The sequence below is a fragment of the Croceicoccus sp. Ery15 genome (assembly GCF_020985305.1).
GTDB lineage: Bacteria > Pseudomonadota > Alphaproteobacteria > Sphingomonadales > Sphingomonadaceae > Croceicoccus.
This window is the reverse complement of the sequence record NZ_CP087588.1, coordinates 864,413-885,684: the sequence shown is the minus strand read 5'-3', so window position 1 is coordinate 885,684 and position 21,272 is coordinate 864,413. Positions and strand designations below refer to the sequence as shown.

General features: G+C 61.0%; 20 protein-coding genes and 1 pseudogene. 12 read left to right on the top strand and 9 right to left on the bottom strand.

Annotation, left to right across the window (positions count from 1 at the left end):
• Window positions 1–101 precede the first annotated feature (101 nt).
• From ilvC to leuA, 3 genes are all read left to right on the top strand, one after another.
• Window positions 102–1,121 (top strand): ketol-acid reductoisomerase, encoded by a 1,020-nt coding sequence (ilvC, locus tag LOZ77_RS04400; RefSeq protein ID WP_230280976.1) that lies wholly within the window; start codon window positions 102–104, stop codon window positions 1,119–1,121.
• A gap of 200 nt (window positions 1,122–1,321) precedes the next feature.
• The gene (locus LOZ77_RS04395) at window positions 1,322–1,975 is read left to right on the top strand and encodes a YceI family protein (protein WP_230280975.1); all 654 of its coding nucleotides are present in this window, start codon (window positions 1,322–1,324) and stop codon (window positions 1,973–1,975) included.
• Between the two features lie 282 nt (window positions 1,976–2,257).
• Window positions 2,258–3,940 (top strand): 2-isopropylmalate synthase, encoded by a 1,683-nt coding sequence (leuA, locus tag LOZ77_RS04390; RefSeq protein ID WP_230280974.1) that lies wholly within the window; start codon window positions 2,258–2,260, stop codon window positions 3,938–3,940.
• Between the two features lie 42 nt (window positions 3,941–3,982).
• Here the strand turns inward: leuA and LOZ77_RS04385 are convergent, their stop codons facing one another.
• The 4 genes and pseudogenes from LOZ77_RS04385 to LOZ77_RS04370 form a co-directional block, all read right to left on the bottom strand.
• Window positions 3,983–4,195 carry a hypothetical protein gene (locus LOZ77_RS04385; RefSeq protein WP_230281963.1) on the bottom strand — a complete coding sequence of 71 codons (213 nt, stop codon included), beginning with the start codon at window positions 4,193–4,195 and terminating at the stop codon, window positions 3,983–3,985.
• A 24-nt stretch (window positions 4,196–4,219) separates the two neighbouring features.
• Window positions 4,220–4,552: pseudogene (locus LOZ77_RS04380) on the bottom strand (AHH domain-containing protein); the annotation flags it as partial.
• Between the two features lie 43 nt (window positions 4,553–4,595).
• The gene (locus LOZ77_RS04375; RefSeq protein ID WP_230280973.1) at window positions 4,596–5,264 is read right to left on the bottom strand and encodes a hypothetical protein; all 669 of its coding nucleotides are present in this window, start codon (window positions 5,262–5,264) and stop codon (window positions 4,596–4,598) included.
• 213 nt (window positions 5,265–5,477) lie between these two features.
• A complete protein-coding gene (locus LOZ77_RS04370) occupies window positions 5,478–5,987 on the bottom strand; it encodes a flavodoxin family protein (RefSeq protein WP_230280972.1) in 510 nt (169 codons plus the stop codon).
• 104 nt (window positions 5,988–6,091) lie between these two features.
• On the opposite strand from LOZ77_RS04370, the gene recJ reads away from it, so the two are divergent.
• The 9 genes from recJ to LOZ77_RS04325 all read left to right on the top strand — a co-directional run bounded on the left by recJ (window position 6,092) and on the right by LOZ77_RS04325 (window position 16,327).
• On the top strand, window positions 6,092–7,900 hold the full coding sequence (gene recJ, locus LOZ77_RS04365) for a single-stranded-DNA-specific exonuclease RecJ (protein WP_230280971.1): 1,809 nt from the start codon (window positions 6,092–6,094) through the stop codon (window positions 7,898–7,900).
• Window positions 7,813–8,823, top strand: a complete 1,011-nt coding sequence (locus LOZ77_RS04360; RefSeq protein ID WP_230280970.1) for a hypothetical protein — start codon at window positions 7,813–7,815, stop codon at window positions 8,821–8,823. The genes recJ and LOZ77_RS04360 overlap by 88 nt, the downstream gene beginning before the upstream one ends.
• Before the next feature lie 646 nt (window positions 8,824–9,469).
• Window positions 9,470–9,691 carry a PqqD family protein gene (locus LOZ77_RS04355; RefSeq protein ID WP_230280969.1) on the top strand — a complete coding sequence of 74 codons (222 nt, stop codon included), beginning with the start codon at window positions 9,470–9,472 and terminating at the stop codon, window positions 9,689–9,691.
• Entirely contained in the window at window positions 9,645–10,226 is a 582-nt protein-coding gene (locus LOZ77_RS04350) for a lasso peptide biosynthesis B2 protein (protein ID WP_230280968.1), read from the top strand. Before LOZ77_RS04355 ends, LOZ77_RS04350 begins: the two co-directional genes overlap by 47 nt.
• Before the next feature lie 90 nt (window positions 10,227–10,316).
• Complete coding sequence (locus LOZ77_RS04345; RefSeq protein WP_230280967.1) at window positions 10,317–12,194, top strand: asparagine synthase-related protein; 1,878 nt, start codon at window positions 10,317–10,319, stop codon at window positions 12,192–12,194.
• Window positions 12,187–13,419 (top strand): nucleotidyltransferase family protein, encoded by a 1,233-nt coding sequence (locus LOZ77_RS04340; protein ID WP_230280966.1) that lies wholly within the window; start codon window positions 12,187–12,189, stop codon window positions 13,417–13,419. The genes LOZ77_RS04345 and LOZ77_RS04340 overlap by 8 nt, the downstream gene beginning before the upstream one ends.
• A gap of 73 nt (window positions 13,420–13,492) precedes the next feature.
• Window positions 13,493–14,287 (top strand): trehalose-phosphatase, encoded by a 795-nt coding sequence (gene otsB, locus LOZ77_RS04335; RefSeq protein WP_230280965.1) that lies wholly within the window; start codon window positions 13,493–13,495, stop codon window positions 14,285–14,287.
• Window positions 14,284–15,660, top strand: a complete 1,377-nt coding sequence (locus tag LOZ77_RS04330) for a trehalose-6-phosphate synthase (protein ID WP_230280964.1) — start codon at window positions 14,284–14,286, stop codon at window positions 15,658–15,660. The genes otsB and LOZ77_RS04330 overlap by 4 nt, the downstream gene beginning before the upstream one ends.
• Window positions 15,661–15,745: 85 nt before the next feature.
• Window positions 15,746–16,327: a DUF4440 domain-containing protein gene (locus LOZ77_RS04325; protein WP_230280963.1), complete on the top strand. Its 582-nt coding sequence runs from the start codon at window positions 15,746–15,748 to the stop codon at window positions 16,325–16,327.
• A gap of 131 nt (window positions 16,328–16,458) precedes the next feature.
• On the opposite strand, the gene LOZ77_RS04320 is transcribed toward LOZ77_RS04325, so the two are convergent.
• The 5 genes from LOZ77_RS04320 to uvrA all read right to left on the bottom strand — a co-directional run bounded on the left by LOZ77_RS04320 (window position 16,459) and on the right by uvrA (window position 21,240).
• Window positions 16,459–16,845, bottom strand: a complete 387-nt coding sequence (locus LOZ77_RS04320) for a DUF4168 domain-containing protein (RefSeq protein ID WP_230280962.1) — start codon at window positions 16,843–16,845, stop codon at window positions 16,459–16,461.
• 267 nt (window positions 16,846–17,112) lie between these two features.
• On the bottom strand, window positions 17,113–17,292 hold the full coding sequence (locus tag LOZ77_RS04315) for a hypothetical protein (protein WP_230280961.1): 180 nt from the start codon (window positions 17,290–17,292) through the stop codon (window positions 17,113–17,115).
• 19 nt (window positions 17,293–17,311) lie between these two features.
• Window positions 17,312–17,680, bottom strand: coding sequence for a hypothetical protein (locus LOZ77_RS04310; protein WP_230280960.1), 369 nt, complete (start codon window positions 17,678–17,680; stop codon window positions 17,312–17,314).
• A 243-nt stretch (window positions 17,681–17,923) separates the two neighbouring features.
• On the bottom strand, window positions 17,924–18,217 hold the full coding sequence (locus tag LOZ77_RS04305) for a hypothetical protein (protein ID WP_230280959.1): 294 nt from the start codon (window positions 18,215–18,217) through the stop codon (window positions 17,924–17,926).
• A 101-nt stretch (window positions 18,218–18,318) separates the two neighbouring features.
• Window positions 18,319–21,240: an excinuclease ABC subunit UvrA gene (uvrA, locus tag LOZ77_RS04300; protein ID WP_230280958.1), complete on the bottom strand. Its 2,922-nt coding sequence runs from the start codon at window positions 21,238–21,240 to the stop codon at window positions 18,319–18,321.
• Window positions 21,241–21,272: the final 32 nt, after the last annotated feature.

Below are 21,272 nucleotides of genomic sequence, written 5' to 3'. Positions count from 1 at the left end.
AATCCATTGGCCATCCATTGGCTGGCGAAATGTGCATTGAAGCCATGCGTCAGCCCGTCTAATCGCCCTGCACGAATTGCCGGGCTGAAGGGGAATACGAAGTGAAGGTTTATTACGACGCCGATTGCGACATCAATCTGGTCACCGACAAGAAGATCGCCATCGTCGGCTATGGCAGCCAGGGTCATGCCCATGCGCAGAACCTGCGCGACAGCGGCGTGAAGGACGTGGCCATCGCCCTGCGCGAAGGTTCGGCCACCCGCAAAAAGGCCGAAGGCGCCGGTTTCAAGGTGATGACCAATTCGGAAGCTGCCGAATGGGCCGACATCCTGATGATCCTTGCCCCCGACGAGCATCAGGCTGCGATCTATAACGACGATATCGCGGGCCGCATGAAGCCCGGTTCGGCACTGGCTTTCGCCCATGGCCTGAACGTCCATTTCGGCCTGATCGAACCGCCCAAGGACATCGACGTCATCATGATCGCGCCCAAGGGTCCCGGTCACACGGTGCGCAGCGAATACCAGCGCGGCGGCGGTGTGCCCTGCCTGATCGCGATCCATCAGGACGCGACCGGCAATGCGCATGACGTGGCGCTGGCTTATGCCAGCGGCGTCGGCGGTGGCCGTTCGGGCATCATCGAAACGAACTTCAAGGAAGAGTGCGAAACCGACCTTTTCGGCGAACAGGCCGTTCTGTGCGGCGGCGTGACCCATCTGATCCAGGCCGGCTTCGAAACGTTGGTCGAGGCTGGTTACGCCCCCGAGATGGCCTATTTCGAATGTCTGCACGAAACGAAGCTGATCGTCGACCTGCTGTATGAAGGCGGCATCGCGAACATGCGCTATTCGATTTCGAACACTGCCGAATATGGCGACATCAAAACGGGTCCGCGCATCATCACCGACGAGACGAAGGCCGAAATGAAGCGCGTTCTGGCTGACATCCAGTCAGGCCGCTTCGTCAAGGATTTCGTTCTCGACAATCGTGCGGGCCAGCCCGAGCTGAAGGCAAGCCGCAAGGCCGCAGAAGCACACCCGATCGAGCAGACCGGTGCCAAGCTGCGCGCCATGATGCCGTGGATCGGCGCAAACAAGCTGGTCGACAAGGAAAAGAACTAAGCCCTTCGACCGGCTGGCCAGCATATAGGCCAGCCTGTCCGAATGCCCAGAATCCCGCCGTCCGGATGATCGGACGGCGGGATTTTTATTGTGCATTTTGAATGATTTTCCATCGGTTACACATCTGTGCCTTCTTTTCCGACTGGATCGTCATGGCCAATTACCCCCGCAAACGGTTCCCGTATGGAGGAGACAGCATCATGACATTCAACCTGAAGACCAAACTCGCCGCCGCCGCACTTGCCAGCGCCGCCATCGCCGCGCCGGTACTCGCACAAAGCGAAGCCCCTGCCCTTCCCGGACAGGTCGATGTTTCGCGTGTCGCCGCAGGCAGCTATGCCGCAGATCCGATGCACACGCTGGTCGGATTCCGGCTCAACCATTTCGGCTTCAACGATTATTTCGGCATTTTCGGCGGCGTTACCGGCCAATTACAGATCGATCCCGCCGATCTCTCGGCTGCCCGCGTCGATGTGACGATCCCTGTGGCCGATGTCACCGTCGCCGCTTCTGAGTTGAAAGACCATTTGCTGCGCCCCGGCGCCGATGGCGCAAAGCCTGATTTCTTCGGTCCCGCACCTTCGGCGGCGCGCTTCACCTCGACCGGCGTGACGGTCACGGGCGACACGATGGCCAATATCACCGGCAATCTCACGCTAAACGGCGTGACCAGACCGGTCGTGATTGCAGCCGAATTCACCGGCGCCGGCGCCAATCCGATGAGCCAGGCGGAAACCATCGGTTTCGAAGGCCGGGCCGCGATCAAGCGCTCCGACTTTGGCATCGACACTTTCGTTCCGATGGTGTCCGACGAAGTCATCCTCGACATCACGGCGGCGTTCGAAAAGCAGTAAAACTGCACGAAATGACACGTTCGGGGCGCGTTTGTGGTCGCAAACCGCCCCGTTCGAGCACCTCTTTCGCTTTACAAGCACGGCCATGTGCAGCATAGGCAGCGCCATGAACGCAAAGCTTGGACTAATCCTGCGACTTATCCGCCCCCGGGCGTGAGGCGATGCGTCGTGTCCACGGCGCGGTTGGCGCCCCGGGGGACATGATCGTTCAACACTGAAAGGCCAATAACCGGCGAATCAGTCAGCAGCCGCAGAATTCCAGGACGTAAAGCGAACAATCCCATGACGATGTTGCAGAACCCTTCGGCCAAATACCGGCCGTTTCCGACCGTGCCTCTGGACAACCGCCAGTGGCCCAGCAAATTGATCGACAAGGCGCCGCGCTGGCTTTCCACCGATATGCGCGACGGCAACCAGTCGCTGATCGATCCGATGGATGCGGTGAAAAAGAACCGCTTCTTCGACATTCTGGTCAAGGTCGGGCTGAAAGAGATCGAAGTCGGATTTCCTGCCGCGGGCGCGACCGAGTTCGACTTTATTCAAGGCCTCGTCCGTTCGGGACGCATCCCTGATGACGTGATGGTTCAGGTTCTGACCCAAAGCCGTGAGGATCTGATCCGTCGCAGCTTCGAAAGCCTGGAGGGTGCGAGGCAGGCGATCGTGCATGTCTATAACGCGGTCAGCCCCGCTTGGCGCGACATCGTGTTCCGCATGACCAAGCCGGAAGTGCGCGAGATTGCCGTCGCGGGTGCCAAGGTGATCCGCGACGAGGCCGGCAAGCGACCCGATACCGACTGGCATTTCGAATACTCGCCCGAGACATTCTCGACCGCCGAACTCGATTTCTCGATCGAATGCTGCGAAGCGGTGATGAATATTCTGCAACCGACGCCCGACCATCCGATCATCCTGAACCTGCCCGCCACGGTCGAGGCCGCAACGCCCAATATCTATGCGGACCAGATCGAATATTTCTGCCGCAACCTGCCCAATCGCGAAAGCGCGGTGATCAGCCTGCACACGCATAACGATCGCGGCACCGGCGTGGCCGCGGCGGAACTGGGGCTGATGGCAGGCGCCGACCGGATCGAGGGCTGTCTGTTCGGCAATGGCGAGCGGACGGGCAATTGCTGCCTCGTCACCATGGCGCTCAATATGTACACGCAAGGGGTCGAACCCGGCCTCGATTTCTCGAACATCGACGAGGTGATCGAGACGGTCGAATATTGCAACCAGATCCCCGTCCACCAACGCCACCCCTATGGCGGCGAGCTGGTGTTCACGGCCTTTTCAGGCAGCCATCAGGACGCCATCAAGAAAGGGTTCGAAGCGCACGAGCAGCAGAACGACGAGATCTGGCGCGTCCCCTATCTGCCAATCGACCCGGCCGATCTGGGTCGCAATTACGAAGCGGTCATCCGGGTCAATTCGCAATCCGGCAAGGGCGGTTTCGCCTGGGTTCTGGAGCAGGACAAGGGATTGAAGTTGCCCAAACGGCTGCAGCCCCATTTCTCGAAAGCCGTGCAGAAAATGGCGGACGAGACCGGCCGCGAGCTGAATGCCGAAGATATCTGGCAGGCGTTCCAGCACGAATATCACCTGTCGCGCCCCCAGCATTTCCAGCTGGTCGAATATGAGGAGGCGCGCGCCGCAGATGGTACGCGCATCTTCACCGGCAAGGTATCGGTCAATGGCGAAGAACGCTCGGTCTCCGGTCGTGGCAACGGCCTGATCAGCTCGGTCATCGCAACCCTGCGCGACAGTTTCGACCTTGCGCTGGAAGTGAACGATTATTCCGAACACGCGATGACCAAGGGTTCGGATGCGCGTGCGGCCGCCTATGTCGAATGTATCACGCCGGACGGCGATACGATCTGGGGTGTAGGCATTGACGAGGATGTCGCCACGGCCAGCGTGCGCGCGATCCTTAGCGCCGCAAATGGCGCATGGGGCCTGCGAGGGTAGGATAAAGGGAAAAACTGCCCCTTTCGGTCCCCGTTCAGAGGATCACCGAAAGGGGCGCGTATCCTGCCACAGCAGTTCGGCCATGGCGTCGAGGTGCGAGAAATCGATATGCGCGCCGATCGGGTCCTTGCGATTCAGGATCAGGGGCCGTCCCGCTGCCGTCACCAGCCGTCGTTTCAGGGCGCGTTGCAGCAGGGCCATACGTTCCAGCGCATCGCCGTCGGCCCGTTGCCGGACAGCCGGGTCCAATGCCATGCCGCCCGCTGCCCGCCTTCCCTTCCTAGACTGTGACCAAGACATCTCGATCGCAGTGACCCTTTCCAGCACCAGTTCGTTATAGAGGCGGTGTGGGCCGCGGTGCAGCGGCAACCCGTGTTTGAGAGCCAGCCTTTCCGTCGCCGGCAGCAGGACCCCGTTGGCCCCGAAATTCTCAAACCCCAGCCCCTGCGGAACCAGCTCCGCAAAGAAATGCTCCAGACTGCTGCAAGAGAGAAGTTGCCGGGGCAGCAAATGATGCCGCTGCCATCCCGGGGAGTATCCCGGCGAGCCCCTTCTGTTGATCGACGAAAACCGCGTTGTGGTCGAAGTGATATTCGGTGGTGTTACCTGCATGCCTGTCATGGCAGCACTACGCGATCAATTGCTAATGGCAGTCTTAGCGAGAAAGGTTAAGAAGGCCTTTATTCGCATCAATCTGCACATTGACGGGGCCGAACCCGTCGACTTCGACCGTCTGATCGGCCTGAACCGGCCCTTCGCGCACCAGAAAATCCATCATCCGCATGGCAAGCCGTGCCTGATCCGGCGGAGCCATATTATCCGATGGCAGCACGGCGACATCCTGTCCGACCAGAAGGTCCAGCCCCACCGAACGCACCACCCCATCGTCCTGCCGCACCAGCGCGGCAAGCCCAAGCGCCGGAAAGGCCCCGCCCTCCAGCCAGATCGCAGCCATGCGCCGGAAATAGCCGGCCCCCATCAGCACCGAAGCCCCGTCCCAGTGCACAGCCATTGCGTCGGCATTCGACAAGGTCAGTGCCAGCGCGGCCTGTGCGTGCAGGATTTCCACCGGATCGCCGTATTGGCCGACACGTTCCGGTGCGATCACCAACGCCGCGCAATCGTCCAGCACGCTGCCGTCGACATCGAAACGATGATCGATCTGCGGATCAAGGGCCGGATCGTGGCGATCGGTCGACATGGCAATGCGCAAATCGGCTTCTCCATCGGAATCGGCCGCTTGTACAATCCACACGCCATCGGCCGCCGGATTGGCGTCGGCACCGATCGATTCCAGAGTAGACCGCAAATGCTGTTCGAGCACCGGCTGCGAACACCGGAAAAAGAGGGTTAACACAAGACCCCGCAACTTTATTTCGTTCCCATATTGAAACGTTACCGGCTTTGCATCCGACGACAAATTTGAAGACAACAATCCCTTAGGTGCTTTTACTAAACGAAAGTTTCGCGCCTGACGAGGTTACCACTGATCCAATTCGGACCTATCCCGAGTCAGGACAGATTTCATCTATCTTAACTAAAACACACCCATGGCAAGTCCCGCCGCCAGCGCTGCCCCCAGATCGGTACAACGTGTGCGATCGGCATCGTCCAGCTGCTTCGGCGCGAGGATTTCTTCGGGTGTCTGCGCGTGAAAGTTGCAGATCAGGGGATCGGCCACGCGCCGCAGACGCCAACCGGTGGCGATCCGGTCGATCTGCTGCGTCGCATTGTCTCCATCCGAACCGGCAGCGATGGCGGTGGCATAGGCCAGCCCCTCAATTCTGCCGAGCACGGGATAATAGCAGCGATCGAAGAACTCCTTCATCGCGCCGGTCATGGCTGCAAGGTTTTCGGGACAGACGACCAATAGCGCACCGGCAGCAAGCAAATCGCCGGGCATAGCCTCTTCGGCGCGCAACAAGCGGCAGGACGCGCCATCCTGCTCGAGCGCCCCGTCGCGCGCGGCGGCGGCCATCGCCTCTGCTCCGCCTGTGCGGGAGTGCCAGACGATCAACAGGTCGCGGCGATTGTCTTGCTTGGTCATGGTCCGCTCCTGCCCGCCGTGCGTTTTGGCGTTTGCGGTGGATAAGTCCGCGCGATCACGCCGAGGGGCCGCCCTGCACTGCGCAGCCGTGCTAAGCACGCACCATGGCTGCCGGTATAGACGAACGCAATATCAAGGGATTTGTCTGCAATGTCTCCTCCTCGCTTTCGGGGCGGGCATGGCAGTGGCGCGGGGGCAATATGGCGCTGGGTGCGTCGTCCGACGGGTCGGGCCTGCTGCGTCAATTGCTATTGTCGCGCGGTGTGGCCGAACATGATGTCGACCGCCAGATGCAGCCGACGATGCGCGGTTTCCTTCCCGACCCCTCCATCTTCGCCGACATGGACAGCGCCGCCGAACGGCTGGCGCAGGCCGTTCTGGGCGGGGAAGCGATCACCATCTATGGCGACTACGATGTCGACGGTGCGACCAGCGCGGCGCTGCTGATCCGCCTTTTGCGGCAACTGGGCGCCAATCCGGGCCATTATATCCCGGACCGCCTGCTGGAAGGTTATGGCCCGACCGGCGAATCGCTGGTCCAACTGGCCCGTCAGGGCTCCAGCCTGATCGTCACCGTCGATTGCGGAGCGATGGCGCACGAGGCTTTGGCCGCTGCCGCCGATGTGGGCGTCGATGTGATCGTGGTCGACCATCACAAATGCTCTGCCGAATTGCCCCGCGCCGCGGCGCTGGTGAACCCCAACCGCCTCGATTCCAGCGACGATGCGGCGGCCCATGGCCATCTTGCTGCCGTCGGCGTCGCATTTCTGGTTGCAATTGCCCTGATCCGCATCCTGCGCCGCGAAGGGTTCTTCGCCGCCCGTAAAGAGCCCGATCTGATGGGGCTGCTCGATCTGGTAGCATTGGGCACGGTGGCCGATGTGGCGGCTTTGCACGGGCTGAACCGCGCTTTTGTGGCGCAGGGCCTCAAAATCATGGCGCGCAGGCAGAATGTGGGGATCGCGGCGTTGATGGATGCAGGCCGCGTGAAGCGCGCTCCGCAGGCCAGCGATCTGGGTTTTGCACTTGGCCCGCGTATCAATGCCGCGGGACGAATCGGCGATTCCAGCCTTGGGGTGCGGCTTCTGACCACCGAAGACATGGGCGAAGCGCGCGAGATCGCCGCGACGCTGGACCGGCTGAACGAGGAGCGCCGCGCTATTGAGGCTGCCGTGCAAGAGGCCGCTGAAGCGCAATTACAGGGGCAGCATAACCGCTCTGTGCTGGTGCTGGCAGGGCGCGGCTGGCACCCCGGGGTGATCGGCATTGTCGCGGGGCGGATCAAGGAAAAGACCAACAAGCCCGTTTTCGTCATCGCGGTTGAAGACGAAGCGGCGGATGGCGCATTGCAGGGTAAGGGATCGGGCCGATCGATCAGCGGCGTCGATCTGGGCGCCGCCGTGATTGCCGCGCGCGAGAGCGGCCTGCTGGTCAAGGGCGGCGGCCATGCGATGGCGGCCGGACTGACGATAGTAGAAGCACAGATCGATGCGTTCCGCGACTGGCTGGACGAACGGCTGGGCCGCGATATCGAAAAGGCGATGGCTTCGCGCGCGCTCACGCTCGACCTTTCGCTCACGCCCCGCGGATTGCAGCCGCAACTGATCGACCAGTTGGAAGCCGCCGGCCCCTATGGCGTCGGCTGGCCTGCCCCCCGCGTGGCAGTCGGACCGGTTACTCTGGTCAAGGCCGATGTGGTCGGTCAGGGTCATGTCCGCCTGATCGCGGCAGGGCAGGATGGCGCGCGGTTCAAGGCCATCGCCTTTCGGGCGGAGGAGAGCGACATGGGTCAGGCGCTTCTCTACGGATCGAAGGGGCGCAGACTATGGCTGGCGGGCCGCGCCAAGATCGACGATTGGGGCAGCGTTCCGGCAGCAGAGCTGATGCTGGAAGACGCTGCTTTCGTGGACTGAAACCCGCAGGGAATTACATGGCCGAGCAGCAAGGGCGCACCGCCCCTTTAAAGGCATGGGCAATGGATTTTCCGGCGATCATTCGCGACGAGATGCGGGTGGAGGCACGCCGTGTGCCGGAACGGTTGGACGATTGCTGCAGGGTTGAGCCTGAATTGCAATTGCGCCGCGACAGTTTCATTTTCACAACCCCGCGTGGAACGCGTTTTCACTATGCAATCGGACAAGGCATCGCGATTGAACAATCCGCTGACGGATCGGATGCGGAAACCGGTCTGTTCTATCACGGCACCGTCTATGGCGCCGTCGTGTGGCTGAACGGGCTGGTTCCGTTGCATGCGAGCAGCGTCGCCAAGGACGGTAAAGTGATCGCCTTCACGGCAAAGTCTGGCGAAGGGAAATCAACCCTTGCCGCCGCATTGGCGAGACACGGTTTCGAACACCGATCCGACGATGTACTGCTACTGGAGATTAAAGACCGGACAATCCGCGCATGGCCCGATCGCGAGCGGATAAAGCTTTGCAAGGACGCGTTCGACCTGACCGGAGCGGAAAAGCTGGCCGCAATCGAACCCGGAGCGTCGAAGTTTTTCGCGAAGGTACATAGCCTTGGCACACCAAGGCCGCAGGGACAGGATCAATCCCCCCTGCCCCTTCGCGATCTGGTCGTTCTGGAGAGCAGGGAACAGGGCGATCCCCAGCTTGCGCCATGCACCGGCGCCGGAAAGCTGCCATTGATCGTCAATGCAATGTACCGCATCGAAATACCCATCTGGCTAAGGGACGAGCAACGCCATCGGGAGCATTTGGCGCGATTGGCAACCGGATTGAAGATCTGGACATTGTCACGGCAACGTAGTCGCGACCGATTTGCCGATGACATTGGCCGTATCGTTCACAGTCTCGAGATGCTCAAAACCTGATTGTGCACTTGCGAATTTTGCCGGGAACTATATAGCACTTGAGCAACAACCGTGGGTTAACCAGGATTACTAAGCCTTATGGAAAAGTCGAAAAACGTTTGGACCGAGCCGAAGCTTGAGCCGCTTGACGTCGACCTGTCCGCTGTCGAGAACGGCAATAATACTTTCATCGATGGCTCACACAATAACAACCTTTCGCGGAATTCTTAAGAGGTCCGGATCAGCAGGCCACAGGCGGATTTTCGCCAGCTGCCGCCGCGGTTCTCGTCTCGAATATCCGGGCTGGCGCAAGCTATAGAATGCCGCGACGATGACGGCGCAGCCTGAGATCGGGCTTTGCCCCAATTGATTGATGTTTACGGCAAGTCTGGCAAGGCAATGGCAAGTCGCACGAATTTGCGACGGCATTTGTCCCGTCTCTCGGTTCCGGTTTCGAAATCGTGCAGACCGACAGACTTGATATGGGCCGTCAGACTTATGCCGTCAGATTCAGACATTCCATCCAAGGCCGTTTTGATAATCGACAGCCCGGTCGACGGCTTCACCAATTCCTTCGTGCGGACATTTCCTGTAAACGGCTAATATGGCGAACAGACTATTCAAAAGGCCTGAACGTTTCGAAGCCAGTCCGATCGATGACGAGCTAATGCTGATCGACGTCGATAGCGGTCGCTTCTTTGCACTCAAGGATGTTGGCCTGCGGATCTGGACCATGCTTGACAGGGAAAGCGATCTTGACGCCATCGCCGCTGCTTTGTGTTCGGAATACGAGGTCGAAGCGAGACAAGCCCGCGAAAGTGTCAGGCAATTCGCGGACAGCCTTGTCGAAGCCGGCTTTGCACGCTTCGCAGGTTCTGCAAACGGCTAATTTCTGCGGTTTACCGTCGATTACAGGCGCGATCCGATTGATCCGACCGCAACCTGGTGACAATCCTGCAAGCATGACGCGGCTCGCATCACGATTGCTGACGATTGAAGCCATGGCCTTGCTGCCCGTTGCACGCTTTCTGGTCGATCATATCAAGCTAAAGCATTGGCGTGGCAGTCTGGGCACAATTATTGGCAAACCAGATCTTGGCCCGCATTCTACACTGCCATCCGACGGTGCCGCGCGCGCGGCAAAGCTGGCACGACAAGTGGAACGCGCGGCACAACGGCTGCCGTTGCACACCAAATGCCTGCCGCGCGCGATGGCCTTGCAATGGATGCTTCGACGCCGTGGCCTGCCAGCCTGTCTGGTGATCGCCATGCGCAAGGGGGGGCGGTCCGGTGCAGACGATTACCACGCGTGGGTCGAATGCAACGACACGATCCTGATCGGCCACTGCGACCGGACAAGCTATCATTCGCTGCTGGTGGTGGCAGGCGGCCCGTTGGTCACGCCGGCCATGCTTGACCGTTAACCGGCCATGGGGGCTTTGCTGATCGCTGCCGCTGTCGACCTGGCCGACGGAAGCTGGAACCCCGCCGGCGATGCCGTCTTGCGGGATCGCATGGCAAGTTCGCTTGCGCTGGGGCATGGCGGACCGGTGGGAACATCCACGGCATCATCGGCCCTGCTGCTGTCGCGCGCGCCATTGCGCGATGCGCCTCCGCCGCGAACGGGTGCACGCGGCAGACCGTGGCGTGCGCATGTTGGACCGGACGGTGCCCATGTGCTGTTCGCCGGCGATTTGTACGATCGTGACAGCCTGCGTCAGGCCCTGCCATCTGCTGTCGCCGGTCAGGACGATGCCGCGCTATACGCAGCTGCCTTGGCGCATTTCAACGCGGATTGCGACAGCAGGATCAATGGATATTACGCAGCGATCTGTTGGTATCCGGACGAACGCAGGCTGCGGCTTGCGCGATCGCCGATCAATGCTCCGCCCTTGCACCTGTGGACCGATCGCGGACGCGTTGTTGCCGCTTCGACCGCACGTGCCGCCATCGCTGCGGGCGCAGACGATGCCCTGAACGAAGAACGGCTGGCCGATGCCCTGTTCCTGAATTTTCGAGACTGTCGGCAAGGCTGGTATCGCGACATCGACCGTGTTCCGACCGGAGAGATCGTTTGGCTCGATCCGGAAGGCGCACGCCGCAGACGGTTCTGGACCATCCGCGATTTGCCTTCTGTCCGTCTCAACAGCGATGACGCCTATGTAGAGGCGGTTTCCGCCGAAATGGCAAAGGGAGTGCAAGAGGTAGCTGGAGGATTCGCCAAGCCGGCTACCCAGTTATCGGGCGGCCTTGATTCGCAGGCGGTCGCCAGTTTCACGCTCGATTTCCTGCCAGACGATGCCACGTTAAAGGCCTATTGCTGGGTGCCTCAGGCCGGCTTCGAACCGCTCGACTGGCCTGCCGCGCATGGTGACGAAACGTCATTGGCGCACGCCTTTGCCACCATGCATCGTCGCGTGGAGCTGGAATTTGTCGATACCGGCGATCTGCCCCTGACGCATCAGGAAGACAAGATTTTCATGCTAACCGGCATTGCGCCGATGGGCGGCGGCAATATGCACTGGGGCCATGAGATCTTGCGCCGCGCCGCCGCGGCGGGACACGGTGTGGTGTTTGATGGCGGGTTCGGGAATAACGGTTTCAGCTATGACGGTCTGACCGGACCCGCGACCTGGATGCGGCAAGGCCGCATAGTCCGCGCATGGCGCGAGATCGGTTTGCTGGGCGGCAAGCGTTCGCATATCGCGCGATTTTTCAGCCACGCGATCATGCCGCAGTTGCCGATCAAGTTGCGTCAACGCCTGCGCCGCTTGCGAGGCAAAACCCCCGATCCTTTCGAAAGCTGGTGCCCACTGCGCGCCGGTTTTGCAGAGGATCACGGCGTGCTGGCAAGAAGCGAGGCTGTGGGTCATGACCCGATGTTCCTCGACCTTCCCAGCGCAATGGACTGGCGCGCCGCTACACTGGCAATGGGCGAAAACGACGGTGCCGACATCACCTTGGCATATGAACTGCTATATGGCGTCCCAACACGCTCTCCGCTTGCCTACCGCCCCTTGTTCGAACTGACGGCAGGGATCGCAGACGATCAATATCTGCGCGAAGGGGAGACGCGCTGGCTGGCGAGACGCATGTTAAAGGGGCGCATTCCCGAACAGGTTCGCACCAATACCAGTTTCGGCATACAAAGCAGCGATTGGCCGGTCAGGTTCAATCGGGAACGCGCCGCAATGCTGGACGAGATTGCAAGCCTTTCCAACGATCCGCGCATGGCGCAAATGTTCGATTTGCCGAGGATGGAGCGCAACCTTCGCGAATGGTCCGGTAAGAATTCGGTCGGCGGACCTGAAATGGCGCTAATTTTCAGCGCGGTGGGCCGCGGACTGACGGCGGCGCGGCTGATGCGTTATCGGGACCGCCGCAATGGCTGAAACTCCGGACTGGACCTATTCCGTGCCCCGCCACGCCGAAGCCGAGCGGATCATCACGGCCTTGTGCGGCGGCAGTCCGCCGGCCAATGCCTGTTTCGCCGCATTGGACGCACACGGCTGGAACGCTTTGGAAGCCATCGCCGTGCGGACGCGGACGGCGAATTTGCTGCACCGGCATATCGCGGACAACCGGCTAGGCGTTCCCGCCCTGATCGGGGCGCGGCTGGGTGACCTCTATCGAAGGCAATCGCTCTATGGGCTTGAACAAAGACTGGTTCTGGGGCGAGTTGCCGAATTGCTCGACAGCAGAGGGATCGCCAATGTCGCGTTGAAAGGGGCGGCGCTGGCCTTCACGGTCTATCCGCAACCTGCCATGCGGCCGTTGCGCGATATCGATGTCCTTGTGCCCTCCGACCGTGCGGCAGAGGCGCATTATCTGTTGCAGCAAAACGGTTTCTCGCGCGCACCATGGGCCAAGGAATACGGCACCGAATTCAACCATCAATTGCCCGAACTGGTGTCGGACCGTCACAATGTCACGGTTGAGATACACCACCGCATCTATTCCCGCGGATGGGAAGGAGATGCTGCAATCTGCGCCATGCTGATGGAAACGGCGCAATCGGTCACGGCCGGCGGCAAGACGTGCCATCTGTCCGCGCCGCTGGCGAATTTAATGCACCTCACGGTACATGCCACGCTGCATAATTGTTTCGACAACGGGCCTCTGACCATCAGCGATGTTCATCGGCTTTGGCACCATCCGGACCTTGACCGTCATCTGGCGGTCGAGATGGCAGATCGGCTCTCGCTTGGCCGCCCGCTCGCCCTGTTACTGGCGATTGCACGCACCGCGGGTCCACTGTCACTGCCTCCATGGCTGGAAGCGCGTATAGAGAATGCCAAAGCATTTGTGCCCACCGCAATGGAAGCGATGTTTCAGATACCTGCCGAAGTCGAACAACGCGCCCTCTTCCGGCGGTTGAACATCGAGCAGGCGGGAACCGGTCCATTGGCAGCCATGGCCAAAATGCTGCAGCCCGATCCGCAGAAACTGGCCGAGATTGCGGGGTCTTCGTCGAATGACCACCGCCGGTGGAGCGCATATCCCGCATGGGCATGGAGGCGCGGACGCAATTACCTGGCCGCCGCCGGCAATCGTGATCTACGCGCAGCAGCGGATCGAGATGCCCGCATGCTGGCTTGGCTTCGCAAAAACGATTGAGCCACGCTATTCCGCCTTCGCAATTGCAGCACCAAGGGTTGACCCCACAGCCCCCAGCGGCCAAATCAAACGGGTGACACCAGAGAACAACGATCCTCCGCTTTCCGAACCTCCGCTGCTGGATTTCGGTTCGGATGCGCTGTTCCTTGATTTCGATGGCACATTGGTCGAGCTTTGCGACCGGCCCGATGCGGTCGAGGTGTCCGACCGGCTGATCGATATGCTGCACGCGTTGAGCGACCGGCTTGGCGGACGACTGGCATTGGTCAGCGGCAGAGCGATCGAAGTGCTCGACGGTTTCGGCATGGGCAGGTTGGCAGCAGCAGGCAGCCACGGATCGGAATGGCGTCTGGCAGGCGGCTCGCGCAAGTTCCTGCCGCGACCGGAAGGTCTGGATATTGCACGCAAACATTTCACGCTATTTGCCGATACTGCGGCCGGATTATTGTTCGAAGACAAGCCTCTGGGCGCGGCGCTGCATTATCGCCTTGCACCGGAACAGCGTGATGCCGCTCACACGCTTGCCGAAGATTTAGCGCAGGCCCACCGGCTTCACCTGCAACGGGGGCACGACATGGTCGAATTGCGTGTTCCCGGCGTGGACAAAGGCACCGCAATCGGCGAATTGATGAAACTGGCGCCGTTCAACGGACATCGCCCCGTGTTTCTCGGCGACGATGTGACCGATGAAGACGGTTTCCGTGCCGTTGAAACTGCCGGCGGCACGGGGATTTTGGTCGGTTCGGAACGCGCGACCCAAGCCAGCCATGTGCTGGGCGGAGTCGCAGCGGTGAACGAATGGCTTGCACGTTCGTTGCAGGCCGGTGCGTCCGAAGGGGCAGAGCATAGTAACGGGGGAATGCCATGAGCCGCCTGATCGTCGTTTCGAACCGTGTTTCGATGCCCAGCCCCGATGGATCGCAGGGGGGGCTTGCCGTCGCATTGCAGGCCGCCTTGCGCGAATCCGGTGGCTTATGGTTCGGCTGGTCGGGGCGAGAGGTTTCGAAGTTCACCGGCTCGGTCAGTTTCGAAGAGGCCGATGGGGTACGATCGGCCGTCGTCGATCTGGAGCCGCAGGACGTCGAGGAATATTACAACGGCTTTGCCAATCGCACATTGTGGCCGCTGTTCCATTACCGCATCGACATTGCGAAATATAATCGCAGCTTCGGTTCCGGATATGAACGCGTGAACCAGCGTTTTGCCGAGCCGCTGCATGTGATGATCGAGCCGGACGACACGATCTGGATCAACGATTACCATTTGATCCCCATGGCATCGCTGCTGCGCGAACACGGCATCAAGAACAAGATTGGCTTTTTCCTTCACACGCCATGGCCGCCGACGCGCCTGCTTGTATCATTGCCGCACCACGAACGGCTCGTGCGGTCGATGTTCGGCTATGATGTTGTCGGGTTCCAGACCGGCGAATGGCTGGAAAGCTTCCGCCATTATTGCGAGAATGAACTGGGCGGCACCGTCGACGGCGACTACATTACTGTCGATGGCCAGCGTCTGCGCGCGGTCGTCTGCCCGATCGGGATCGATTTCAAGAATTTCGTCGAATCCGGCGAAACCGAACTGGCGCATCAATTGTCCGAACGGATGCGCGTTTCGCTGCGGCAGTTGACGATGATCGTCGGGGTCGACCGGCTCGACTATTCGAAGGGGTTGCAGGAACGCCTGGTCAGTTTTGAACATATGTTGAGCGCGCACCCCGAATTGCACCGTTCGGTCGTGCTGGTGCAGGTTGCGCCGCCTTCGCGCGGCGAGGTGGAACAATACCGCCATGTCCGCGAGGAACTGAACGAGTTGGCGGGCCGCATCAACGGTATGTTTGCCGAGGTAGACTGGACCCCGATCCGCTATGTCAATCGCGGCTACAGGCGCGAGGAGCTGACCGCGCTGTATCGTGCCGCGCGGGTCGGCCTTGTCACACCGCTGCGCGACGGCATGAATCTTGTCGCCAAGGAATATATCGCGGCGCAAGATCCCGAGGACCCGGGGGTCCTTGTCCTGTCGCGGTTTGCCGGTGCAGCCGCGCAAATGTCGGATGCTTTGTTAGTCAACCCCTATGCGCCAGAAGAAGTGGCCGATGCCATCCAGCGTGCGTTGAAAATGCCGCTGTCCGAACGCAAGGCCCGATTCAAGACCCTGCGCGATGGTGTGGAGCGCGAGGATGTGCACTGGTGGCGCGAAAAATTCGTAAAAATGATCGAAGAAACCGAAACGGTTCGCTAAGCGTGGCTACAGGGAACAGACGGGCGTTTGGCGCTTTCCTATGACAGCAACGCCGCCGGGGATGGGGCGTGCAGGAGAGATTTGAATGACATTGGGTAACCGCATGGCCTTGGCCTGCGTTTTGGGGCTGTCGCTGACGGCCCTTTCGGCATGCGATAAGGCCGATGAAGTCACCGTCCTCGAACAACCGGCCAAGGAAGCGCCCGATCCGGCCAAGGCCGCCGCATCGATCAAGGAGGCACAGGCCGCCCGTATCGCCGCATTGAACAAGCGCGATGTGGACGGGGCTGTGTCCGTCTATGCGCCTAATGCCACGCTAGTCATTCCCGATGCCGGCCCCTTGGCCGACCTTGCCTCGATCCGCGCGAACTACGCCTCGCTGCTGGGCGATGACAGCGTGACGATGGTTGTCATCCCCACCCAGACCTGGGTATCGGCAGGCGCGGATTTTGCTGTGACCACTGCCAAGATCTCACTCACCAGCACCAGTCCCGACAATCCGGTTTCCATCCAAAGCACCAGCCAGTCGGTTTGGCAGCGCCAGACCGACGGTCTTTGGAAGATCGTTTCAGAGTATAATGTCGCACTCCCTGCTGCCGAGGCTGCCCCTGTCAGCGACGCTGCGGTGGAAATCAACGAACAGGCCTCCACTGTCCCCGCCGGTTAATTCTCCGAATGCAAGGAACGGACGCCCCGCCTGATCGGCGGGACGCCCGTTCGGTTTCGCGAAGGTTGGGTTCGCGAAAGCTGGAGCGGGCCGGTGTGAGCGGGGCCGCGCTCCAAAAAGCATTGTCCCGATTAGCCCGCCGGGGGCGCCAGAGCGCTCATCGCGACCTGCACCCGCTGTTGCAGGGCCGGGTCGCTCTGCGTCTGGGTGCTGATCTCGTTAAAGCGCTGCGGGGTCAGGCCGTGTTCGCCGACCGTGGCCACCATTTGCGCCTGCTTTTCCTCGTCCGCGATTGTCGCATCGGCGTCGATCTTCTGGATGTCGACCACGGCAGCCGCAAAGCTGTCTACCTCGGCATCGGTGACCGCCGTAGCGGCTTGCGCGGGGGCCGGTGCGGCCGGTGCGGATTCAGCCGGAGCATCCATGGCCTGGCTTGCGTGATCGGTCGCTTCCTGGGCCATGGCGGGGGCGGCGATGGCGGTGGCCATGGCGGCGGCGAATAAAGTCGTCTTTTTCATAATCTCGAACTCCTTGTCGCAACTACACGACAAGAAATTCCGCTGCCCTGCCCCGTTTTCAACGCCCTGACGGCTGCCTCGTGCCTTAATCGGGGCCGAAATGAGGCACTTGTGCCTGACCAGCGACGAACCGATGCATCCGTCACCCCAAACCCATGCGCTGCCAAGTCCGATTCCGGTTCGACAGTCTGTTCAAACCTGCCAAACGGAAAGCGGTGCAGGCCGTGGCAAAACCTGCACCGCTCCGGGGGATGTTTCCTGTGCCGGTCAGTCGATGATGTCGATCACCGCGCCTGCCGAAGCGCCAATGGCGGCACCCTTGCCTGCATCGCCTGCAACCGCGCCAATGCCTGCGCCGACCGCTGCGCCCTTGGTGGTGGCGCAGGCCGCGATGACGATGGCCAGCATGGCAACGATTGCGATCCGGCTGTTTCTCTTCGTGGTCATGATCCGATCCTTTCCCGCCTTATCTCGCTGCGACCGATGCGCGCCACAGGGCGCCCAACACCGGAACCGACAAATTGGCCGAATTGGCGTAATAGCTGTCGAGCCGCGCCTGAATCTGGGCGATGGATTGCGTATCCGCCGCCGCCAGATAGCGGGCCATGGGATCGCTGGCATCTGCGGTGCCGCGCTTTTCGCGTAGCGCCTGGCTGACGGCCAGCAGATTGACCACACCGACCAGATAGGCCTGTTTCTGCTCAGTCGTGGACTCCACCCAGAGCTTGCCATCCACCTGCGGGATTTCCGCCGCAGCAGGTGCCGCGAAACTTGAAATGGCAAGACAGACCGACGCAACAGCCGCCAGTTTCGTCTTTCTCCAAAATGTCGTCATGATCGTCTCCATTCTTGCGAGCATGTCCGACCGTCCGTTGCGCAAGAATGCGGCCGTGCGCGGCGCTGCCATATCGGGGGTTTCCACCAGAAAGCCTCGAAAAGGCTACGGTTGACACAGGCGACATGTCCTACACGCGCTGTCGCCTTGCCCCGATAGTGCCAAAGCGGGTGGACATGCGCGGGTTTCGGTTGCGAAAAATCGCAACCTACTTGTCCTCTTAGAATGGCCGGTTAGCGCCTCTCACCCATAAACCTGCGCACAAGCCTGCGTGAACTCCTGCATCTCGGCCTGTTTGGCGCCGAATGCGTCGGTCAACTTGAAGCCGCGATTGTCGAATTCGCGTTTCATGCAGCCGCAGATCGCGGGGGCTTTGGCCTCCAGTTCGGCGGGGAAGCGCGCGCGAGCGACGCATTGGGGGATGAAGTCCTCGTCCAGACGTCGGTCGACTTCGGCGCCGATTTCGTCGCTGGCGGTAAAGGAAAACGCAGCCACAAAGCCGATTATTCCCGCCACGATCATCACCAGCATTTTCATGCGCAAACTCCCGATCCCGATGGCCGGTCGTCCTGGGCTGACAACCTGACGCTCCGCACGTCAGCTTGGCGCGGTACGGTTAAGATCGGGTTGAACCCGCGCTAGAGCATGGATTTGAGGTAGTGTCCCGTATGGCTGCGCGCGACCCTGGCCACATCCTCGGGCGTGCCGGTCGCCACGATCTCGCCCCCCCGCACGCCGCCGTCGGGGCCAAGGTCGATCACCCAATCCGCCGTCTTGATGACGTCGAGATTATGTTCGATCACCACCACGCTATTGCCTTGATCGACAAGACGGTGGAGCACTTCGAGGAGCTTGCGCACATCCTCGAAATGCAGGCCGGTCGTCGGCTCGTCCAGAATATAGAGCGTCTGTCCGGTCGAACGGCGCGAAAGTTCCTTGGCCAGCTTTACCCGCTGCGCCTCGCCCCCTGATAGCGTGGTGGCCTGCTGGCCCACCTTCACATAGCCCAGCCCCACCTCGTTCAACATGTGCATCTTGTCGCGGATCGGGGGCACGGCGCCAAAGAATTCCTCCGCATCCTCGATCGTCATGTCGAGCACGTCGGCGATGGATTTACCCTTGAACTTCACCTCCAGTGTCTCGCGGTTATAGCGTTTGCCACCGCATTCCTCGCACGTGACATAGACGTCGGGCAGGAAGTGCATCTCGATCTTGATAAGGCCGTCGCCCTGACACGCCTCGCACCGTCCGCCCTTGACGTTAAAGCTGAAACGCCCCGGCTTGTACCCGCGCGCTTGCGCTTCGGGCAGGCCGGCGAACCAGTCGCGGATATTGGTGAAGGCACCGGTATAGGTGGCCGGATTGCTGCGGGGGGTGCGACCGATGGGCGACTGGTCGATTTCGATCACCTTGTCGCAGTGGTTGAGGCCCGTGATCTTCTCATGCGGACCCGCGATGACACGCGCGCCGTTCAATGCGCGGGCGGCGCCGGCATAGAGCGTGTCGATAGTAAAGCTGGACTTCCCCGATCCGGACACGCCGGTGATACAGGTGAAGGTGCCCAGCGGAATCTCGCCCGTGACGTTTTTCAGATTATTGGCGGTGGCGCCGTGCACGGTCAGCTTCTTGCCGTTCCCCTTGCGGCGCTTTGCCGGCACCTCGATCGCGCGCGTGCCGTTAAGATAGGCAGCGGTGAGCGAGTTCTTCGACTTCAGCACCTGTTTCAGCGTGCCCTGCGCGACGACTTCGCCGCCATGCACGCCTGCGCCGGGGCCAAGGTCGACCACATGGTCGGCAGCGCGGATCGCATCCTCGTCATGTTCGACAACGATGACCGTATTGCCCAGATCGCGCAGGCGTTTCAGCGTTTCGAGCAGCCGGTCGTTATCGCGCTGGTGCAGGCCGATGGAAGGTTCGTCGAGAACGTAGAGCACGCCCGACAGGCCGCTGCCAATCTGGCTGGCAAGGCGGATGCGCTGGCTCTCTCCGCCCGAAAGCGTGCCGCTGGTGCGGTCGAGGTTGAGATAGTCGAGCCCGACATTGTCGAGAAAACCGAGCCGTTCGTTGATCTCTTTCAGGATGGCCTTGGCGATCTGCTTCTGCTGGTCGCCCAGCTTCTCCTCAAGGCCCAGGAACCACGCCTTGGCATCGCTGACCGACAGACGGACCGGACCCGCGATGTCGCTGCCCGCCACCTTCACGGCCAATGCTTTCTCGTTCAGGCGCGCGCCGCCACAGGCTTCACAGGGCTGCGCGGTCTGGAACTTGCCCAGTTCCTCGCGCATCCACGCGCTTTCGGTCTGCAGCATGCGGCGATTGAGATTGCCGATCACGCCCTCGAACGGCTTGTTCACCGTATAGCTTTTGCGCCCGTCCTTGAAGGTTAGCGGCACCGGCTTGCCCTTGGTGCCATACAGGATCGCATCGCGGTGTTCCTGCGCCAGTTCCTCCCACGGCGTCTCCAACTCGAAACCGTAATGGTTGGCAAGGCTGGCCAGCACCTGCATGTAATAGGGCGATGGCGGGTTCGATTTGGCCCATGGCACGACTGCGCCCTTCTTCAGGCTCAATTGCTCATTCGGGACCACCAGTTGCGGATCGAACAGCAGCTTTTCGCCCAGACCGTCGCAAACCGGACACGCGCCTTGCGGTGCGTTGAAGGAGAACAGGCGCGGCTCGATCTCTTCGATGGTAAAGCCGCTGACGGGACAAGCGAAACGTTCGGAAAAGACGATCCGGTTCGCCGGAATGCCCGCGCCCTTCAGATTGCCGCCACGCGCATTGGCCGACTGCCCCTCGCCCTCGCGCCCCGGCACGACACCATCGGCCAGATCGACATAGGCCAGCCCGTCGGCCAGACGCAAAGCCGTTTCGAACGAATCCGCAAGCCGCGTTTCGATCCCACCTTGTCCGTCTTTACTTGGGCGAACGGCGAGCCGGTCCACCACCACTTCGATGTCATGCTTGTATTTCTTGTCGAGCGCGGGCGCTTCCTCGATCGGATAGATTTCGCCGTCGATGCGCACGCGGGTAAAGCCCGCCTTTTGCCATTCGGCCAGTTCCTTACGATATTCGCCCTTTCGACCGCGCACCACGGGTGCCAGCAGATAGGCACGAGTCCCTTCGGGCAGCGCAATCACGCGGTCGACCATGTTCGACACGGTCTGCGCCTCGATCGGCAGGCCGGTCGCGGGGCTGTAGGGCACCCCCACGCGCGCCCATAACAGACGCATATAGTCATAGATTTCGGTCACCGTCGCCACGGTGGAACGCGGGTTCCGGCTGGTCGTCTTCTGCTCGATGGAAATCGCGGGGCTCAGCCCGTCGATATGTTCCACATCGGGCTTTTGCATCATTTCCAGAAACTGCCGCGCATAGGCGCTCAGACTCTCGACATAGCGGCGCTGCCCCTCGGCATAGATCGTGTCGAAGGCAAGGCTGGATTTCCCCGAACCGGACAGGCCCGTAATCACGATGAGCGCGTCACGCGGCAGATCGATGTCGATCCCTTTGAGATTATGCTCACGCGCGCCGCGGACGGAAATGGTGGTAAGGCTCATGGAGAATGGATGTTCCGCAGATGTTCCGCCGC

What these genes read in the sequence shown, in the direction of transcription:
- leuA (WP_230280974.1), top strand. Translation starts at nt 2,258, where the DNA reads ATGACGATGTTGCAGAACCCTTCGGCCAAATACCGGCCGTTTCCGACC.
- LOZ77_RS04330 (WP_230280964.1), top strand. Translation starts at nt 14,284, where the DNA reads ATGAGCCGCCTGATCGTCGTTTCGAACCGTGTTTCGATGCCCAGCCCC.
- recJ (WP_230280971.1), top strand. Translation starts at nt 6,092, where the DNA reads ATGGCTGCCGGTATAGACGAACGCAATATCAAGGGATTTGTCTGCAAT.
- LOZ77_RS04345 (WP_230280967.1), top strand. Translation starts at nt 10,317, where the DNA reads ATGGCAAGTTCGCTTGCGCTGGGGCATGGCGGACCGGTGGGAACATCC.
- LOZ77_RS04340 (WP_230280966.1), top strand. Translation starts at nt 12,187, where the DNA reads ATGGCTGAAACTCCGGACTGGACCTATTCCGTGCCCCGCCACGCCGAA.
- LOZ77_RS04325 (WP_230280963.1), top strand. Translation starts at nt 15,746, where the DNA reads ATGACATTGGGTAACCGCATGGCCTTGGCCTGCGTTTTGGGGCTGTCG.
- LOZ77_RS04305 (WP_230280959.1), bottom strand. Translation starts at nt 18,217, where the DNA reads ATGAAAATGCTGGTGATGATCGTGGCGGGAATAATCGGCTTTGTGGCT.
- LOZ77_RS04320 (WP_230280962.1), bottom strand. Translation starts at nt 16,845, where the DNA reads ATGAAAAAGACGACTTTATTCGCCGCCGCCATGGCCACCGCCATCGCC.
- LOZ77_RS04370 (WP_230280972.1), bottom strand. Translation starts at nt 5,987, where the DNA reads ATGACCAAGCAAGACAATCGCCGCGACCTGTTGATCGTCTGGCACTCC.
- LOZ77_RS04360 (WP_230280970.1), top strand. Translation starts at nt 7,813, where the DNA reads ATGGCTGGCGGGCCGCGCCAAGATCGACGATTGGGGCAGCGTTCCGGC.
- LOZ77_RS04385 (WP_230281963.1), bottom strand. Translation starts at nt 4,195, where the DNA reads ATGGCATTGGACCCGGCTGTCCGGCAACGGGCCGACGGCGATGCGCTG.
- LOZ77_RS04355 (WP_230280969.1), top strand. Translation starts at nt 9,470, where the DNA reads ATGCTGATCGACGTCGATAGCGGTCGCTTCTTTGCACTCAAGGATGTT.
- LOZ77_RS04395 (WP_230280975.1), top strand. Translation starts at nt 1,322, where the DNA reads ATGACATTCAACCTGAAGACCAAACTCGCCGCCGCCGCACTTGCCAGC.
- LOZ77_RS04310 (WP_230280960.1), bottom strand. Translation starts at nt 17,680, where the DNA reads ATGACGACATTTTGGAGAAAGACGAAACTGGCGGCTGTTGCGTCGGTC.
- uvrA (WP_230280958.1), bottom strand. Translation starts at nt 21,240, where the DNA reads ATGAGCCTTACCACCATTTCCGTCCGCGGCGCGCGTGAGCATAATCTC.
- LOZ77_RS04315 (WP_230280961.1), bottom strand. Translation starts at nt 17,292, where the DNA reads ATGACCACGAAGAGAAACAGCCGGATCGCAATCGTTGCCATGCTGGCC.